This window comes from Micromonospora sp. NPDC048930 (assembly GCF_043197935.1).
Taxonomy (GTDB): domain Bacteria; phylum Actinomycetota; class Actinomycetes; order Mycobacteriales; family Micromonosporaceae; genus Micromonospora.
This window is the reverse complement of sequence record NZ_JBICUB010000002.1, coordinates 641,990-658,897: the sequence shown is the minus strand read 5'-3', so window position 1 is coordinate 658,897 and position 16,908 is coordinate 641,990. Positions and strand designations below refer to the sequence as shown.

17 protein-coding genes are annotated in these 16,908 nt (G+C 72.3%); 13 read left to right on the top strand and 4 right to left on the bottom strand.

Annotated features, from left to right (window positions below; translation table 11 throughout):
* Positions 1–104 precede the first annotated feature (104 nt).
* Complete coding sequence (locus ACGFI9_RS08510) at positions 105–2,144, bottom strand: HelD family protein (protein ID WP_393176397.1); 2,040 nt, start codon at positions 2,142–2,144, stop codon at positions 105–107.
* 182 nt (positions 2,145–2,326) lie between these two features.
* Here ACGFI9_RS08510 and ACGFI9_RS08505 point away from each other — a divergent pair, with 182 nt between their 5' ends.
* Genes ACGFI9_RS08505 through ACGFI9_RS08495 form a run of 3 tightly spaced genes read left to right on the top strand, consistent with a single transcriptional unit; the run spans position 2,327 to position 5,138 of the window.
* Positions 2,327–2,908 carry an ArsR/SmtB family transcription factor gene (locus tag ACGFI9_RS08505; protein WP_393176395.1) on the top strand — a complete coding sequence of 194 codons (582 nt, stop codon included), beginning with the start codon at positions 2,327–2,329 and terminating at the stop codon, positions 2,906–2,908.
* A 42-nt stretch (positions 2,909–2,950) separates the two neighbouring features.
* On the top strand, positions 2,951–4,252 hold the full coding sequence (locus tag ACGFI9_RS08500) for an MFS transporter (protein WP_393176393.1): 1,302 nt from the start codon (positions 2,951–2,953) through the stop codon (positions 4,250–4,252).
* Positions 4,253–4,286: 34 nt separating this feature from the next.
* Positions 4,287–5,138 (top strand): menaquinone biosynthetic enzyme MqnA/MqnD family protein, encoded by an 852-nt coding sequence (locus ACGFI9_RS08495; RefSeq protein WP_393176391.1) that lies wholly within the window; start codon positions 4,287–4,289, stop codon positions 5,136–5,138.
* A gap of 73 nt (positions 5,139–5,211) precedes the next feature.
* Here the strand turns inward: ACGFI9_RS08495 and ACGFI9_RS08490 are convergent, their stop codons facing one another.
* On the bottom strand, positions 5,212–6,150 hold the full coding sequence (locus ACGFI9_RS08490) for a hypothetical protein (protein WP_393176389.1): 939 nt from the start codon (positions 6,148–6,150) through the stop codon (positions 5,212–5,214).
* A complete protein-coding gene (locus tag ACGFI9_RS08485) occupies positions 6,150–7,115 on the bottom strand; it encodes a hypothetical protein (RefSeq protein ID WP_393176387.1) in 966 nt (321 codons plus the stop codon). The genes ACGFI9_RS08490 and ACGFI9_RS08485 overlap by 1 nt, the downstream gene beginning before the upstream one ends.
* Before the next feature lie 374 nt (positions 7,116–7,489).
* Here ACGFI9_RS08485 and paaA point away from each other — a divergent pair, with 374 nt between their 5' ends.
* The 5 genes from paaA to paaE are packed head-to-tail and all read left to right on the top strand — an operon-like array spanning position 7,490 to position 11,139.
* Positions 7,490–8,554 (top strand): 1,2-phenylacetyl-CoA epoxidase subunit PaaA, encoded by a 1,065-nt coding sequence (paaA, locus tag ACGFI9_RS08480; RefSeq protein ID WP_393176385.1) that lies wholly within the window; start codon positions 7,490–7,492, stop codon positions 8,552–8,554.
* A complete protein-coding gene (gene paaB, locus ACGFI9_RS08475) occupies positions 8,551–8,838 on the top strand; it encodes a 1,2-phenylacetyl-CoA epoxidase subunit PaaB (RefSeq protein ID WP_393176383.1) in 288 nt (95 codons plus the stop codon). Before paaA ends, paaB begins: the two co-directional genes overlap by 4 nt.
* On the top strand, positions 8,835–9,560 hold the full coding sequence (gene paaC / locus ACGFI9_RS08470; RefSeq protein ID WP_393176381.1) for a 1,2-phenylacetyl-CoA epoxidase subunit PaaC: 726 nt from the start codon (positions 8,835–8,837) through the stop codon (positions 9,558–9,560). The genes paaB and paaC overlap by 4 nt, the downstream gene beginning before the upstream one ends.
* A complete protein-coding gene (paaD, locus tag ACGFI9_RS08465; protein WP_393176379.1) occupies positions 9,557–10,036 on the top strand; it encodes a 1,2-phenylacetyl-CoA epoxidase subunit PaaD in 480 nt (159 codons plus the stop codon). The genes paaC and paaD overlap by 4 nt, the downstream gene beginning before the upstream one ends.
* Positions 10,033–11,139 carry a 1,2-phenylacetyl-CoA epoxidase subunit PaaE gene (gene paaE, locus ACGFI9_RS08460; protein WP_393176377.1) on the top strand — a complete coding sequence of 369 codons (1,107 nt, stop codon included), beginning with the start codon at positions 10,033–10,035 and terminating at the stop codon, positions 11,137–11,139. Before paaD ends, paaE begins: the two co-directional genes overlap by 4 nt.
* 66 nt (positions 11,140–11,205) lie before the next feature.
* Here the strand turns inward: paaE and ACGFI9_RS08455 are convergent, their stop codons facing one another.
* Positions 11,206–11,886, bottom strand: a complete 681-nt coding sequence (locus tag ACGFI9_RS08455) for a hypothetical protein (protein WP_393176375.1) — start codon at positions 11,884–11,886, stop codon at positions 11,206–11,208.
* A 125-nt stretch (positions 11,887–12,011) separates the two neighbouring features.
* Here ACGFI9_RS08455 and ACGFI9_RS08450 point away from each other — a divergent pair, with 125 nt between their 5' ends.
* From ACGFI9_RS08450 to ACGFI9_RS08430, 5 genes are all read left to right on the top strand, one after another.
* The gene (locus ACGFI9_RS08450; RefSeq protein WP_393176373.1) at positions 12,012–12,290 is read left to right on the top strand and encodes a type II toxin-antitoxin system Phd/YefM family antitoxin; all 279 of its coding nucleotides are present in this window, start codon (positions 12,012–12,014) and stop codon (positions 12,288–12,290) included.
* Entirely contained in the window at positions 12,287–12,697 is a 411-nt protein-coding gene (locus tag ACGFI9_RS08445) for a type II toxin-antitoxin system VapC family toxin (RefSeq protein WP_393176371.1), read from the top strand. The genes ACGFI9_RS08450 and ACGFI9_RS08445 overlap by 4 nt, the downstream gene beginning before the upstream one ends.
* Before the next feature lie 76 nt (positions 12,698–12,773).
* On the top strand, positions 12,774–13,964 hold the full coding sequence (gene mqnC / locus ACGFI9_RS08440; protein ID WP_393176369.1) for a cyclic dehypoxanthinyl futalosine synthase: 1,191 nt from the start codon (positions 12,774–12,776) through the stop codon (positions 13,962–13,964).
* Between the two features lie 283 nt (positions 13,965–14,247).
* Positions 14,248–15,426 carry a cell wall anchor protein gene (locus ACGFI9_RS08435; RefSeq protein ID WP_393176367.1) on the top strand — a complete coding sequence of 393 codons (1,179 nt, stop codon included), beginning with the start codon at positions 14,248–14,250 and terminating at the stop codon, positions 15,424–15,426.
* Between the two features lie 200 nt (positions 15,427–15,626).
* Entirely contained in the window at positions 15,627–16,874 is a 1,248-nt protein-coding gene (locus ACGFI9_RS08430; protein WP_393176365.1) for a cell wall anchor protein, read from the top strand.
* Positions 16,875–16,908: the final 34 nt, after the last annotated feature.

Here is a 16,908-nt window from a genome sequence, read left to right as displayed (position 1 = left end):
GCCCGACCGCGTCGCCCGCCGATCCACCGCATGATCGCGCTCGAAGAAGGATGTAGGGGCATCCGGGACGGTGTGCGGCCACTACGTCCTGGAAACAGCGCCGCTCAGCCGGCCAGCGGGTCGGGCAGCGGGTCGCGGTGCAGCACCGCGAGGCGGGAGACGGCCCGGGTCAGCACCACGTAGAGGCGGTGCAGGCCGCGCGGTTCGGCGGCCACGATCGCGGCCGGTTCGACGACCACCACGTGGTCGTACTCCAGGCCCTTGACCAGGGTCGCCGGGACCACGGTGACCCGCGCCGTGGCCTCCACGTCGTCGGCGGTCGCGGTCTCCACGCCCGCCGCGGCCAGCGCCGCGCGGAGCCGGTCCACCGCGTCGTCGGCGGCGATGACGCCGACCGAGCCGTCGTGCGCCAGCGCCGTCCGCACCTCGGCCACCGTCGCCCCGACCAGGTCCTCCACGGTACGCACGGCCAGCGTCCCGTCGCGGCGCAGCGACTGTGCCGGGGGTACGTCGACCGCCAGCGCCGGCAGCAGCCGGTTGGCGAACGCGACCACCGCCGCCGGCACCCGGAAGCCGACGCTCAGCGGCACCACGGCCGCGTCCGGCTTGCCCAGGTGCGCCAGCGACTCCCGCCAGTCGGTCGCCGCCCAGGGCGCGGTGCCCTGGGCGAGGTCGCCGAGGAGGGTGATCGAGCCGTGCTCGCTGCGCCGGGCGATGGCCCGGCACTGCATGGGGGAGAGGTCCTGCGCCTCGTCGACCACCACGTGCCCGAAGCCGGCGGGCCGCTCGATCAGCCCGGCCGCCTCGTCGATCAGCACCGCGTCCGCGGCGGTCCACTTCGTCGCCTTCGGGGTGCGGCCCGGCCGGCCCGACCGGAGCAACTCCTGCTCCTCGGCGCTGAGCAGGCCGTTGGCGGCGGTGGCGAGCGCCTCGGGGTCGGTGAGCAGGGTGTGCAGCAGCCCCTCCGGCGTGAGCGCCGGCCAGACCGCGTCGAGGAAGGCGGTGACCGGCTTGGCCTTGCCCATCCGGCGCAGCCAGGCGTCGCTGGGCGACTCGGCCCGGCGGGCCTCGGACTGCCGCTGCAGCAGCCCTACCACCCGGGCCCGGACGCGCTCCCGGCCGGTCGCGTACGGCAGCCCCTCCCGGCGGGTCTCCTCGACCACCCGGTGCAGCGGGTCGAGGCCGATCCGCCAGCGGAACGAGCCGTCCGACACCATGATCGGCTCGGCGGGCGTACCGATGTGCGCGTCGACCGCGCGGCGCAGCACCTCGGCCATCCGGACGTCGTGCTTGAGGGTGGCGACGGCGGGGTCGTCCACCGCGCGTACGGGCACCCGGGCGACCAGGTCCTCCACCGTGGCCTGCTCCACCTCGACCTCGCCGAGGGCGGGCAGCACCGCCGCGATGTACGACAGGAAGGCCCGGTTCGGCCCGACGATCAGCACTCCGGACCGGCGCAGCCGCTCCCGGTGCAGGTAGAGCAGGTACGCGGCGCGGTGCAGCCCGACCGCCGTCTTCCCGGTGCCCGGCGCGCCCTGGACGCAGATCGAGTCGGCCAGGTCGGCCCGGACCAGCTCGTCCTGCTCGGGCTGGATGGTGGCGACGATGTCCCGCATCGGGCCGACGCGGGGCCGCTCGATCTCGGCGGTGAGGATCCGGCTGGCCGTGCCCAGCTCCTCGCCCCGGTCGAGGTGTTCGTCCTCGAAGCTGGTCAGCAGGCCGGCGCTGAACCCGAACCGGCGCCGGACGGCGACGCCCTGCGGGTCGCGGGCGCTGGCCCGGTAGAACGACCGGGAGATCGGGGCCCGCCAGTCCAGCACCAGCGGCTCGCCCAGGTCGTCGGTGACGTGCCGCCGCCCGACGTGGTACTGCCGTCCGGCATGGTCAGGGTCCACGTCCCCGAAGTCCAGGCGGCCGAAGAAGAGCGGGGTGGTGGGGTCGTCGGCCAGTTCCTTGACCCGGCGGGCCATGTGCCGGCCCAGCTGCTCGGCGGTGTACGCGTCCCCGGCGACCTTGTCGCCGGTGGCGAAGAGGGCCTCGGCCCGCTCGCGCATCCGGCCCAGCGCGGCGCGGGACGCCGCCAGGTGGTCGCGTTCGGCGACGAGCTCGGCGTCGAGGGTCTGTTCTTGGGCGTGCAGGGTCATCCACGTACTCCTCGTCACGGGGAACAACGCTGCCGCTCGCGTTTCCGACCTCGGGTCGGCGCGGGACGTCCTGTGCGGTGCTACTCACCACGGCCGTCAGGCGGGACAGAGCAGCTTACTCCGCGCGGCGGGCCGGGCAACCGAATTTCGCCGGGTCGCGGGCGGGGCGGGATCATGGGGGCATGACCGAGGCGCATCCCGAACAGCGCCGGATGACGATCAGCGACCCGCAGGTGATGCGGGCCCTGGCCCACCCGGCCCGTATGGCGATCATGGAGCACCTCAGCACGGTGGAGGGCGGCGCGACCGCCACCGAGTGCGCCGAGATCGCCGGTCTCTCCCCGAGCGCGACCAGCTACCACCTCCGGGAGCTGGCGAAGTTCGGGCTGATCCGGGAGGCGCCCAGCCGGGGCGACGCCCGGGAGCGGGTCTGGCAGGCGTTCAGCCCGTCCTACTACGTGGAGTCCGGTCCGGACGCCGACGCCGAGGCCCGGGCCGCCGAGGCGGCGCTGGTCGAGGCCCACATGGCCCGGGACAGCCAGCGGGTCCGGGACTGGATCCGGCGCGCCCCGGACGAACCGCCCGAGTGGTACGCGGCCGCCTGGTTCAGCGACAGCCTGCTGCTGCTCACCGCCGAGGAACTGCTCGAGCTGAACAACGCGATCCAGGAGCTGATCGACCCGTACCGGCGGCGGTTGCGAACCAACCCGCCCGAAGGGGCCCGAAGCGTGGCCGTGCAGTACCGGGCGCTGCCCATCGATTGACGGGGCTTGCGCCGAGCAGGTGTGAAGGATTATTTTCGAAATATGTCCTTCACATCTGGCCCGTCGCGCTGGGCCGACGTCGGGCTCGTCACCGCTGCCCGGGGCGTCTCCACCTGCGGTGACTTCCTGGCCGCGAGCGCCCTCACGCTGGCCCTCCAGTCCGCCGGCGCGGGCGGCCTCGCCGTGTCCGGGTTGATGCTGGCCGCCACCCTGCCGCTGGTCGCCCTCGCCCCGCTGGCCGGTCGCCTCGCGGACCGGGTGGACAGCCGCCTCCTGCTGGTGGTCGCCGGGCTCGGCCAGGCCGCCGTCTGCCTCGTCCTCGCCTACGCCGGTCACCCCGCCCTGGTCATCGCGCTGGTCGCACTGCTCGCGTCCGGCCTGGCGGTCACCCAACCCGTGCTCTCCGCGCTGGTGCCGACCATGGTCCGGGCCGAGGACCTGCCCCGGGCCGCCGCGCTGAACCAGACCGCCGGGACGCTCGGCGCGCTGGCCGGCCCGGCGCTGGCCGGGGTGCTGGTCGGCGGCTTCGGCGCCCGGCTGCCGCTGCTCCTCGACGCCGCCAGCTACCTGGCGCTGGTCGCGGCCGGGCTGCTGATCCGGACCCGCCGGGGTGGCAGCCGGCGAGTGACCCCGGCGACGACGCCCGGCACGGGCACCGGCCCGTCCACGGTCACCTGGCGGCTGCGCCGGGACCCGCTGCTGGTCGCGATGATCGCCACCATCGCCGGGGTGATCGCCGCCGTCGGGGCGATCAACGTGGTCGAGGTCTTCTTCATCCGCGAGACCCTGCACAGCTCCACCACCATGTACGGCCTGGTCACCGGAGCGTGGACGCTCGGCATCCTGATCGGGGCGTGGCTCTTCGCCCGGCTCGCCCGGCGGCTGGTCGACGACGGGCGGCTGCTCGTCGGCTACCTCGCCCTGCTCGCCGGATGCTGCCTGATGATCCTGCTCTCCGCCGCGGTGCCCTCCGCGCTGCTGCTGGTGCCGGTCTGGCTGCTCGGTGGCGTGGGCAACGGCGGCGCGAACGTGTTCGACAACGTGCTGCTGGCCCGGCGGGTGCCCGAGGCGGCGCGCGGCCGGGCGTACGCCGCGCTCAGCGGGTCCGTCCAGGGCGCCTCGATGGTCGGCTTCCTGCTCGGCGGTCTCCTGCTCGAGGTGGCCACGCCCCGGGTCCTGGTCGCCGGCTGCGGGGTCGCCGGGCTGCTGGTGATCGCGCTGGTCGTGCCGCCGGTCGTCCGGGCCGTCCGGGCCGAGCGGGCGCCGGTCGGCGTACCCCCGGAACCGGCCGCCGACGCGGCGGCGACCGGTGCGGAGTTGGCCACTCCTTCCCCCTCCCGCTGAGCCGGCCGCGGTGGGCGGCGATACGGTCAGGGGCATGGCTGACCGCATCGCCCGTCCCCGGGTCGGACACATCCAGTTCCTCAACTGCCTGCCGATCTACTGGGGGCTGATGCGGTCCGGCGCCCTGCTCGACGTCGACCTGCACAAGGACTCGCCGGACCGGCTGAGCGCCGCGCTGGTCGCCGGTGACCTGGACATCGGGCCGATCTCGCAGGTGGAGTACCTGCGGCACGCCGACGAACTGCTGCTCCTGTCGGATCTGGCGGTCGGCAGCGACGGCCCGGTGCTCTCGGTCAACGTGGTCTCCACGAAGCCCCTCGCCGAGCTGGACGGGTCGCGGGTCGCGCTCGGCTCCACCTCGCGGACCGGGGTGCTGCTGGCCCGGCTGCTGCTCGGCGAGCGGTACGGCGTCCGCCCCGAGTACTTCCGCTGCCCGCCGGACCTGACGCAGATGCTGCTGGAGGCCGACGCGGGTGTGCTGATCGGCGACGTGGCGCTGCGCGCCCTCTACGAGGCGCCGCGCAAGGGCCTCGAGGTCACCGACCTCGGCCAGGCCTGGCGGGAGTGGACCGGCCTGCCGATGGTCTTCGCCGTCTGGGCGGTCCGCCGGGACTTCGCCGCCGCCCACCCCGGGCTGGTCAAGGAGGTGCACGAGGCGTTCCTGCGCTCGCGTGACCTGTGCCTGGCCGAGCTGGACCAGGTGGCCGACGCGGCGGCCCGCTGGGAGACGTTCGACGCGGCCACCCTGGCCACCTACTTCCGCACCCTCGACTTCTCCCTGGGCGAGCGGCAGGTGGCCGGCCTGCGGGAGTTCGCCCGCCGGGCCGCCGAGATCGGCGAGGCGCCCGCGCTGCCGGCCAACGGACCGGAGTTCTTCGAGGGCTGAACGGGGCCGCGCCGGAAGCAGCTGTGGCGGCAGCCCGGGCCTCGGGATACCGCCACATCGGCGCCAGTGCGGGTCAGGTCGCCGGGCGGAGCAGCGCCTCGGTGATCCGTTCGCAGGCCTCCATGCCGTACTCCCACCCGCCGCCGGCGCTGAAGGGGGTACGGACCATCACGCCCATCGTCCAGGTGTCGCCGATGGCCAGGCAGTTGACGTGGTACTCCTGCTCCCTCTGCCGGTCGATCCACCCGTTCTTGATCGCGATCTGCTTCTGTTCGGCAGCCGGGAACGCCTTGCGGATGCCGAAGTCGCCGACGCCGCGCACCAGCCGCATCTCGTTGAGCAGCCACTTGGTCCACTTCGGTCCGGCCGCCCGGCCGTCGTCGATGCAGAGCCCGAGCCGCGCGGTGTCCCGGGGCGACAGCATGGTCCGGCTCCAGCCGCCGTCGCTGGCGACCTTGCTGTCGGTGAGCCTGCAGATCGAGATCAGCCGCTTGATCGAGGCCGACCCACCCACGCTCTCGTAGAACTGCTGGGCCCGGGTGTTGTCGCTGTCCCGGATGATCCGCGTGGCGTCGTCCAGCTTCGCGTCGCTCGGGGTCTTTCCCGCCTCGGCGCTCTTGCGCAGGTAGTCCGCGACCACCCAGGCCTTGATCATCGACGCGGTGGTGCTGGTCTCGTCCATGTTCGCCGAGCCGATGATCTTCCCGGTCCGCTTGTCCAGGACGGCCCAGGAGTACCAGCCCTTGATGTCGAGGTCGTCGAGGTCCTGGGCCTGGAACGGCAGCGGCTCCAGCGACGGGGACGGCGACGGCTGAGCACGGGTGCTCCGGTCGGTGGGCGCCCCGGTGGCCCGGCCGCTCGCCGTGCCGGTGTGCGAGGTGGCGGTGGGGCGGAAGGGCGAGCCGGGCACGAACCGGAGCGAGACCAGCACCAGCCCGAGCAGGATCACCGCGACCGCACTGTACGTCAGCGCCCGGTGATCGCTGCCCGGCCGCCGGCGGGTGCCGGCCATCAGAGCTTCCCGACCGGCTGCTGCGGCACCTTCAGGGCGGCGCCGGGCTGCGGGGTCACCAGCTGGGTGGCGACGCTGGCGCAGACCTTCGCGCCGTACGACAGGCCCTTGCTCTGCGGGTAGCGCATCATCACCGCGAGGGTCCAGTCGTCGGTGACGGCGAGGCAGTTGACGTGCCACTGGACGTCGGCCCAGAGCATCGTGAAGCCGTTCTTGATGCTGACCGGACCCTGCGACGTGATCGAGTCGGGCAGGCCGTCGATGATGCCCCAGTGGCCGCCCTGGACGGCGTCGGACTTCTGGTCCTTGACGCTGCCGCGCACGTTGGCCATCTCGTTGAGCACCCACTTCGTCCACTTCGGCCCGGCGGCCGTGCCGTCACCGATGCAGTCGCCCATCCGCACCGCGTCGCGCGGCGACATCTGGGTGTACGCCCACTTGGCCCGGGTGGGTTCAATCTTCGTGTCGGTCAGCTTGCACATCTTGATCAGCCGCTCCAGCACCGGCCGGCGCCCGCCGGCGTTGTAGAGCGCCTCGGCTGAGATGTCGTTGCTGTCCCGGATGGCGGTGACGGCCTGCTTCTTCCGAGCTGCGCTGAGCGGCTTGCTGCCGAGCTCCCGCAGGTAGTCGGAGACGATCCACGCCTTGATCATCGACTCGGTCGAGTTGGTCGACGTCATGTTCGGGGCACCGCTGATCTTGCCGGTCTTCCGGTCCATCAGCGCCCAGGAGAAGAACTTGCCCTGGAAGTTCACCGAGACCGGGGCGTCGGCCAGGGTCGGCGGGGGCGGCGGGGTGGGCGTCGGCGCGGGCACGTGCTCCGTACCGCCACCGATGCCGCCGATGCTGCCGAGGCTGGGCAGGGCGCCGCCGCCGGAGAGCTTCCCGTACGCGGCGGGCACCAGCATGACGCCGCCGAGGAGGACCGCCACGATGGCGAGCACCAGGGTCACGCGAGGTCGCATGAGTGGGCGAACTCCAGATGTCTTGGCCGGGGGGACCGGCTGTTCCGAATGGGTACGGCTCTGATCGCCGAGGCCGGGGGACAGTGGCCTGGAGCGTGATGGCGATCGTCAGCAGCCGATCGGTGTGCCGGGGGAAGTCTACTTCCGGACAGGCTGGACGCCAGAACCTGACGGCCGGCGACTCGCCACGAAGGCGGCAGAATAGACCACTTTGCCGTGCTTGAGAGGATTCATCTTCTGCGCGTGGCCGAAGTCACACCGGTTCGCGCAGGTCAACGGGTCTCACCGCAGGCGGTCCTCCGGTGACGGACCGTGCGTCCGGAAACCTGTTACACCCTCTGGTGTCATCGGTCGCGAGCTGTAACACTGGCCTCATGTATGGCAACGACTTCGCCCCGCCCGAGGACGGTCCGGGCGGCGGCCTGCTCGGCGAGGTGGAGGCGGCGGAGGCGGCGCTGCGGGAGGCGGCGGCGCGGGCCCGGCGCGGCGGTCCGGACCCCGACGAGGACCTCGAGGCGTACTTCGCGGACGTGATCGACGCCGACCAGAAGATCGAGCCGCGGGACTGGATGCCGGAGGCGTACCGCAAGACGCTGATCCGGCAGATCGCCCAGCACGCGCACTCCGAGATCATCGGCATGCAGCCGGAGGGGAACTGGATCAGCCGGGCCCCCTCGCTCAAGCGCAAGGCGATCCTGCTGGCCAAGGTCCAGGACGAGGCCGGCCACGGCCTCTATCTCTACGCCGCCGCGGAGACCCTGGGCGTCAGCCGGGACGAGCTGGTGGAGCTGCTGCTCGACGGCCGGCAGAAGTACAGCTCGATCTTCAACTACCCGACCCTCAACTGGGCCGACGTGGGCGCGATCGGCTGGCTGGTCGACGGCGCCGCGATCGTCAACCAGGTCCCGCTCTGCCGCTGCTCCTACGGCCCGTACGCCCGGGCGATGATCCGGGTCTGCAAGGAGGAGTCGTTCCACCAGCGGCAGGGGTACGAGATCCTGCACACCCTGGCGCACGGCACCCCGGCGCAGAAGGCGATGGCCCAGGACGCCGTCGACCGCTGGTGGTACCCCTCACTGGCGATGTTCGGCCCGCCGGACGGAGACTCGACGCACAGCGCCCAGTCGATGGCCTGGAAGATCAAGCGCTTCTCCAACGACGAGCTGCGGCAGCGCTTCGTGGACATGTGCGTCGGCCAGGCGGAGGTGCTCGGCCTGACCATCCCCGACCCCGACCTGCGCTGGAACGACGAGCGCCAGGCGTACGACTACACCCAGCCCGACTACGACGAGCTGATGCGGGTGATCAAGGGCGACGGGCCGTGCAACCGGCAGCGGATGGCGCACCGGCGCCGCGCCCATTCCGAGGGCGCCTGGGTGCGCGAGGCCGCCGCGGCGTACGCGGCGAAGCAGAGGAACAAGGAGAAGGTGGCCGCGTGAGCAAGGAACCGTCGCCTCTGTGGGAGGTCTTCGTGCGGGCCCGGCGCGGGCTGTCGCACACCCACGTCGGCAGCCTGCACGCCCCCGACGCCGAGCTGGCCCTGCGCAACGCCCGGGACCTCTACACCCGCCGCCAGGAGGGCGTCTCCATCTGGGTGGTGCCGGCGAGCGCGATCACCGCGTCCAGCCCGGACGAGAAGGACGCCTTCTTCGACCCGGCGGCCGACAAGGTCTACCGCCACCCCACCTTCTACGAGGTGCCGGACGGGGTGGCCCACCTGTGAACGGCACGTACGACTTCACCCTCGCCCTCGGCGACGACGCGCTGATCGCCGCGCAGCGGCTCGGCGAGTGGACCTCCCGAGCGCCGGAGATGGAGGAGGACATCGCGCTGGCCAACATCGCCCTCGACCAGCTCGGCGCCGCCCGCCTCCTGCTCACGTACGCGGGCGAGCTCGAGGGCGCCGGCCGGGACGAGGACGCGCTGGCGTACCTCCGCGACGACCGGGAGTTCCGCAACTGCCTCCTGGTCGAGCTGCCCAACGGCGACTTCGCGGTCACCATGGCGAAGCTGTTCTTCCTGGCCGCCTACCAGCTCCCGCTCTACACCGCGCTGGCCGGGTGCGCCGACGAGCGGCTCGCCGCGATCGGCGCGAAGGCCCGCAAGGAGTCGGCGTACCACCTGGACCACGCGGCGCTCTGGGTGAAGCGGCTCGGCGACGGCACCGAGGAGTCGCACCGGCGCATGCAGGCGGCGGTGGACCAGATCTGGCCGTACACCCACGAGCTGTTCACGGCGGACCCGGCGGCGCCGGTGGACCCGGCCACCCTGCGGGCCGACTTCGACGCCACCGTGACCGCGGTGCTGGACGAGGCGACGCTGACCCGCCCGCAGACCGGCTGGACCCCGGGCGGCGGTCGCGCCGGCGTGCACACCGAACACCTCTCCTACCTGCTGGCCGAGATGCAGGTGCTGCACCGCGCCCACCCGGGGGCGAAGTGGTGACTGACCCCAGGGCGGCCGTGGCGGCGGTGGTGGATCCCGAGATCCGGGTCATCACCATCGACGAGCTGGGCATCCTGCGGTCGGTCGAGGAGGATCCGGCCACCGGCCGGGTCGTCGTCACCATCACCCCCACCTACACCGGCTGCCCGGCGATGGACGTGATCCGGGCCGACATCCGCCGGGCGCTCGCCGCCGCCGGCCACCCCGACGCCGAGGTCCGCACGGTCCACGCCCCCGCGTGGAGCACCGACTGGATCTCGGCGAGCGGCCGGGCCAAGCTGGCCGCCGCCGGCATCGCCCCACCCGCGCCCGTCACGCGCGGCGGCAACGTCGTGCCGCTGACCCTCGCGGTCCGCTGCCCGCGCTGCGGCTCGCCGGAGACCGAGCAGGTCAGCCGCTTCGGCTCCACCGCGTGCAAGGCCCTCTGGCGCTGCCGCGCCTGCTCCGAACCCTTCGACCACCTGAAGGCGCTGTGACTGTCACGATCACGCGGCCGGTCCGTCGCCGGCCCGTCTTCCACCCGCTCCCCGTCGCCGCCGTCGACCGGCTCACCGACGACGCCGTGGCGATCACCTTCGCCGTGCCCGAGGAGCTGCGGGCGACCTTCGCGTTCTCCGCCGGCCAGCACCTCACCGTGCGTCGTACCGGGGACGCCGGGGAGGACGTCCGCCGGTCTTACTCGATCTGCTCGACGCCGGCGGAGCTGGCCCGGCACGGTCGGCTGCGGATCGGGGTGCGGGAGATCCCCGGCGGGGCCTTCTCCGCGTACGCCTGCGGCGCGCTGCGCAACGGCGACACCGTCGAGGTGCTGCCCCCGCTGGGGCACTTCACCTCGGCCTTCGCGCCGGACCGGGTCCGCCGCTACGGCGCGGTCGTCGCCGGCTCCGGCATCACCCCGGTGCTGTCGCTGGTCGCGACCGCGCTGGCCGTCGAGCCGGCCAGCACCTTCACCCTGGTGTACGGCAACCGGACGGCGAACTCGGTGATGTTCGCCGAGGAGCTGGCCGACCTGAAGGACCGCTACCCGACGCGGCTGCACCTGGTGCACGTGCTCTCCCGGGAGCAGGGCGAGTCGCCGCTGCTCTCCGGCCGGATCGACGCGGACCGGCTGACCCGGCTGCTGGACACCATCGTCGGCGAGGGCGTCGAGGAGTGGTTCCTCTGCGGCCCGTACGGGATGGTGGTGGACGCCAAGGCGGTGCTCACCGGCCGGGGCGTGCCGGAGTCGTCGGTGCACACCGAGCTGTTCCACGTCGACGCCCCGCCGGAGCCGGTCCGCCGCCCGGCCGACGAGCCCGGTGCCGGCGCCGAGGTGACCATCGTGCTGGACGGGCGTTCGTCGAGCTTCACCATGGGGCGGGACGAGCGGGTGCTGGACGCGGCCCTGAAGGTGCGCGGCGAGCTGCCGTACGCCTGCAAGGGCGGGGTCTGCTCGACCTGCAAGGCGAAGGTGGTCGAGGGCGAGGTGACCATGGCGCGCAACTACGCGCTGGAGCCGGACGAGGTGGCCGCCGGGTACGTGCTCACCTGCCAGTCCAGCCCGGTCACCGACAAGCTCACCGTCGACTACGACGCCTGAGGCCGGGCCGCGTGCCGGGCCGCCCCGATAGGCGGGCCGGCACGCACCGGGCGGAGGAACGAGCCGTCAGCCGTTCTCGCCGAGGCAGAGCAGGAGCTTCCGCGACTCCCGCTGCTCGGTGTAGCTCGCGACCGCGCCGGCGAACCGCTCGCACTGCCCGTCGTCGGTGGTGTCCTCGACCTTGCCGATGACGACGTAGCCGGCCGACGCGTCGCCGCAGTCGACGACGCTGACATCCGGGTCCGTGCTGGTGCCGGTGGCGCTGACGCAGTCGCCGACCTCGGCATAGGCCGGGTCACTGGAGATGCCCCAGGCGATCGCGGAGGCGATCACCACGGGCGCGAGGAGACCGAGCGCCGCGGCCCGCTTGAAGACGGGCTTGCCGGGCACCGCGGGGGTGCCCGGGGCGCCCGGCACCGGCTCGCCGAGGCGGCCGAGCCGGACCCGGGTGATGAGGTTCCCGAGCAGGACCAGCGGGGTGATGATCATGGAGAGGAAGCCCCACCAGCCCTGCCAGAGCGTCTTGGCGCTCATGTCCCGGCAGACCGCGATGCCGCACGACCGGCAGAACGGACCGTGCTGGGTGAGGACGCGCATGAAGATGATGAAGCCCTGGTGCCCGTGCAGCGACGCCTTGATGGCGGGGACGGATCCGCAGAAGCGGCAGGTGAGGGTGGTGGCAGCGGGTCCGGCCGGTGCCGGGGGCGCCTGCGGAACGGGTGGTGGGTTGGTGAAGGGTGCGGTCACGACTCTTCCCTGTGAGAAGCCTGAGGAGGACACCGCACGATAGGTGAAGATCACCGTCTGCGCTGTCCCGTTGATCCAACGGGATGACACGCGACGCGTAGAACATTTCGTTCTACACTCGGGCCATGGAGCAGATCGCGGTACGGGAGCTGAACCAGCACACGAGCAGGGTGCTGGCGCGAGTGCGTGCCGGCGAGACGGTCGAGGTGACGGACCGGGGTGAGCCGATCGCCCGCCTGGTCCCGATCCTGGCGGGCGACGCGCTCCTCGGCCGCCTGGTCGCGGAGGGCCGCGCGACCGCGCCGACGTCGGCCGGACCGGTACCGATGCCGCCGGTGCTCGGCGATCCCACGGTGGACGTGGCGGCCGCCCTCGCCGAGTCCCGGGACGAGGAGCGCTGGTGATCTACCTCGACTCCGCGGCGGTCATCAAGATGCTCCGGCGCGAGGAAGAGACACCGGACCTCATCGGCTGGCTCAACGACCGAGCCGGCATGGCGCTGGTCTCGTCGGCCCTGGTCGAGGTGGAGGTGCCCCGGGCCCTCCGCCGTGCCGCGCCGCAGGCGCTGGTCGGCGTTCCGTCGGTGCTGGGGCGGCTCTACCGCGTCGAGATCGACGGCGCGGTCCGGGCGGCCGCCGGTGCGTACGCCGAACCGCTGCTGCGCAGCCTGGACGCCATCCACCTCGCCACCGCGGAGATCCTGGCCGGGCAGGCCGGCACCGACTTCGTCGCCTTCGTCACCTACGACCGGCAACTGCTGGACGCGGCCAAGGGGGTCGGTCTGCCGGTGGCCAGCCCCGGGATGGCCTGAGCCCATCGGTGGGGCGTCCGTCACCGGGGGTGGAGTGCCGTGCCGGCGTCCGGGCGGGCGACGTAGGCTCGGGGTCGTGACGGTGAGCCGGGAGATCGACGACATCCTGCAGCGCGGCGCGGACGGCGGGCGGATCACGCCCGAGGAGGCGCTGCTGCTCTACACCGAGGCGCCCTTCCACGCGCTGGGCGAGGCGGCGGACGCGGTGCGCCGCCGGCGCTACCCGGACAACATCGTCACCTACCTGATCGACCGCAACATCAACTACACGAACGTCTGCGTGACGGCGTGCAAGTTCTGCGCCTTCTACCGCGCGCCCAAGCACAAGGAGGGGTGGACCCACCCCACCGAGGAGATCCTGCGCCGCTGCGGCGAGGCGGTCGAGCTGGGCGCCACCCAGGTCATGCTCCAGGGTGGCCACCACCCGGACTACGGCGTGGAGTACTACGAGGAGCTCTTCTCCGCGGTCAAGCAGGCGTACCCGCAACTGGCCATCCACTCGATCGGCCCGAGCGAGATCCTGCACATGGCCAAGGTCTCCGGGGTGAGCCTGGACGAGGCCATCGCCCGGATCAAGGCGGCCGGCCTCGACTCGATCGCCGGCGCCGGGGCCGAGATGCTGCCGGACCGGCCGCGCAAGGCGATCGCGCCGCTGAAGGAGTCCGGCGCGCGCTGGCTGGAGGTCATGGAGCTGGCGCACCGGCAGGGCCTCGAGTCGACCGCGACCATGATGATGGGCACCGGCGAGACCAACGCCGAGCGGATCGAGCACCTGCGGATGATCCGGGACGTGCAGGACCGGACGGGTGGCTTCCGCGCCTTCATCCCGTGGACGTACCAGCCGGAGAACAACCACCTCAAGGGCCGTACGCAGGCCACCACCATGGAATACCTGCGGCTGATCGCGGTGGCCCGGCTCTTCTTCGAGACGGTGCCGCACCTGCAGGCGTCCTGGCTGACCACCGGCAAGGACGTCGGCCAGCTCGCCCTGCACATGGGCGTGGACGACCTGGGCTCGATCATGCTGGAGGAGAACGTCATCTCCTCGGCCGGCGCCCGGCACCGCTCCAACCTGCACGACCTGATCGGCATGATCCGTACCGCGGACCGGATCCCGGCGCAGCGGGACACCCTCTACCACCGGCTCGCGGTGCACTGGACGCCGGCCGACGACCCGAGCGACGACCGGGTGGTCTCGCACTTCTCCTCGATCGCCCTGCCGGGCGGCGGGGTGGGGAAGTCGCTGCCGCTCGTCGAGGTCAACTGACCCCTCGCGACGGTCCGGTGAACGCTCGGTGACCAGCTCGGCTGCCCGGCCGATCAGCCGAACGGTCATTGGTTGATCGCCTGGAGGTCCCTCTTGGCTGCCCGTCCACCCGAGGAAAGCCACTGGCTCGGGCTGGCAAGTCCATCAATTCGGGCAATCCTTACGGGATCCTTAACTTCGCAGGTCGTGAATGTTCGGCGCGTGGGCTGGCACTGGTGATCGCGGACCGCTAACGTGCCCGCTCGTCACCTTTCCCATCCCATCCCACGGGGGGATTTCGTTCATGATCTTCCGCAACCGCGCCCTGGCCTACGCCGGCACCGGCGCCGCCGGAATCCTGGTCGCCGGCCTCTTCGCCGCGCCGGCCCTGGCCGAGACCTCGGCCGACCTGGCCATCGAGGCGAGCGGCACCACCATCGCGGTGGGCGCGCCCGGCAAGACCACGACCGTCTCTCTGATCAACAAGAGCCAGGTCGACGCCAAGGGCATCCTGGTCGGGCTGGACATCAGCAAGCTGGACACCACCAAGGTCGACATCGACGAGAGCGGCTGCAGCCCGCGCGAGGACGGCGTGATCCTCTGCGGCATCGAGGGCGACACCCTGGGCGCCGGCGAGGACGTCGACTGGGGCTTCCCGCTGAAGCGCAAGGGCACCGCCACCGGTGACGCCGGTGAAATCAGCGCCATCATCCTGCACGACGGCACCGACCCCGACGAGTCCAACAACGAGGTGACCGTCAAGGTCAAGGTCGAGGGCACCGGCCCGGACCTGACCGTCATCGCCAACGACGTGAACAAGGCCGTCACGGTCGAGGGCAGCAAGATCAAGATCACTGGCGACCTGCACGCCGGCGACACCGGCCAGCTCATCTACACCGCCTTCAACCAGGGCGACGCGACCGCGGCCGGCCTGAAGATCAGCGTCAAGCTGCCGAAGGGCGTGACCTTCGCCGAGGCCGAGAAGGAGTGTGTGGACAACGCCGCCAAGACCTCGCGGGTCTGCACCTATGACGACCTCGACCTGATCCCGGTGTCGCAGGACAAGGTCGGCGATGACCTGATCGCGGGTGCCCGGTTCTACCACCTGCTCACCGTCGGCGCGGACGTCAAGGCCGGTGCCCTGACCGGTGGCCAGGTCACCGTCGAGGCGCTCGGTGCCGAGGCGACCACCGCCCGCACCACGGGCGAGAGCGCGCTTCCGGACAACGCCGAGGCTGTCGCCGCGACCGAAGTGGACGCCACCGACAACACCGACGCGTACGCTGTCCTGGTCGCCGCGAAGGGCGGCTCCGGCGGTGGCGCCGGCGGCGGCGACGGCGGTCTGCCGGTGACCGGTCCGCAGGCCGGCCTGATCGGCGGCATCGGCGCGGCGGTGCTCATCGCGGGTGGGGTGATGTTCCTGGTCGCCCGTCGGCGCCGGGTGGTCCTGGTGACCCCGGGCGACGAGAAGTCGACCGACTGAGGCGTGTCCTCCATCGGCCCATGAGGGCCGTTCACATAACGCACGGCAGCAGGGGCGGGATGGTCCACCATCCCGCCCCTGCTGTGTCCACCGTCCGGAGGAGACAGAGGACATTCACCGACGTGGCTCTGGCGTGGCGTGACGTCGCCTCGGTACCGTCCGCTCGGTCCACAACGTCCGTCCCTGACCCCGGGGGATTCATGACCTTCTTCCAGCGCGCCCTGGCGCGGGCAGGTGCCGCAACCCTGCTCGCCGCGGGGCTGACCGCCGTCGGCAGCCCTGCTCAGGCCGCCGACCTGCCCGATCTCGTCCTCACCCCGATCAGCACCAGTCTGGCCAAGGGCGTCGACGCGGCCCAGGCCAAGCCGTTCAAGTTCACCGTCACCAACGTCGGCACGGCCACGGCGAAGGACGTCAGCGTCCGCGTCAAGGTCGACCAACTCAAGCCGAAGCGCGTCGGCTACCTGATGCCGGACGGCTGCACGCCCGTCAACCACGCCCCGATGTACGACTGCCGCCTGGGCGACCTGCCCGCCGGCACCAGCGAGGACTTCGGCATCCCGCTGTTCAGCACCGGAGGCAAGGGTGATGGCGGGGTGCTCACCGTCGGGGTGGGCACCACCTCGCCGCAGCCGAACACCGCCGACGAGATCGTCGACGTGCCGATCCAGGTGACCCGCCCCGGCTACGACCTCACCGCCTGGGTGCAGGACATCCAGGACAACGTCGTGGTCGACGGCGCCGGACAGAACGAGCCCGACCTCAAGCCCGTCCGGCGGGAGGTCACCGTGCCGGTGGACTGGGCGATCTACAACGACGGCAGCCGCCGCGCCACCGGGGTGTTCTACGGCCTGACCCTGCCGGCCGGGGTGAGCTTCGTGCAGACCCCGGCAGGCTGCGTCCAGCAGGAGATCCTCGGCAAGGCCCAGTTGCTCTGCGAGGACTCGGGCGTGGTCGTGCGGCCGGGCGAGTACTACACCGCCGACGTGAAGGTCCGGGTGAACGCGGACGTCACCGAGCCGGTGCTGCACGAGGGCGATCTCTTCGCGTACGGGCTGGAGCAGGCCGAGGGGGCGCCGGAGGAGACGCCGCAGGTGGCCGGCCCGGCGCAGCGCAAGGCGTTCACCGAGGTCGACGACTTGGACAACCACACCATCTTCGAGGCGTTCGTCGACCTGTCGGCCGAGCCCAGCCCGAGCCCGAGCGGCACGCCGAGCCCCACCCCGACGGGGACCCCGACCGCGGCGCCGAGCCCGAGCGGGCAGCCCAGCGTGACCCCCACCCCGGGTGGCGGCACCGGGGGCGGGCTGCCGGTCACCGGCGTGCAGGCCGGGCTGATCGGCGGGATCGGCGCGGCCGTCCTGCTGGCCGGTGCGGTGCTGATGATCCTGTCGCGCCGACGCAAGGTGGTCGTGGTGGCCCCGAGCGACGAGAAGTCCGACGACTGACCGCAGGACCGCCGAGGGGCGGGGTGGGCGACCA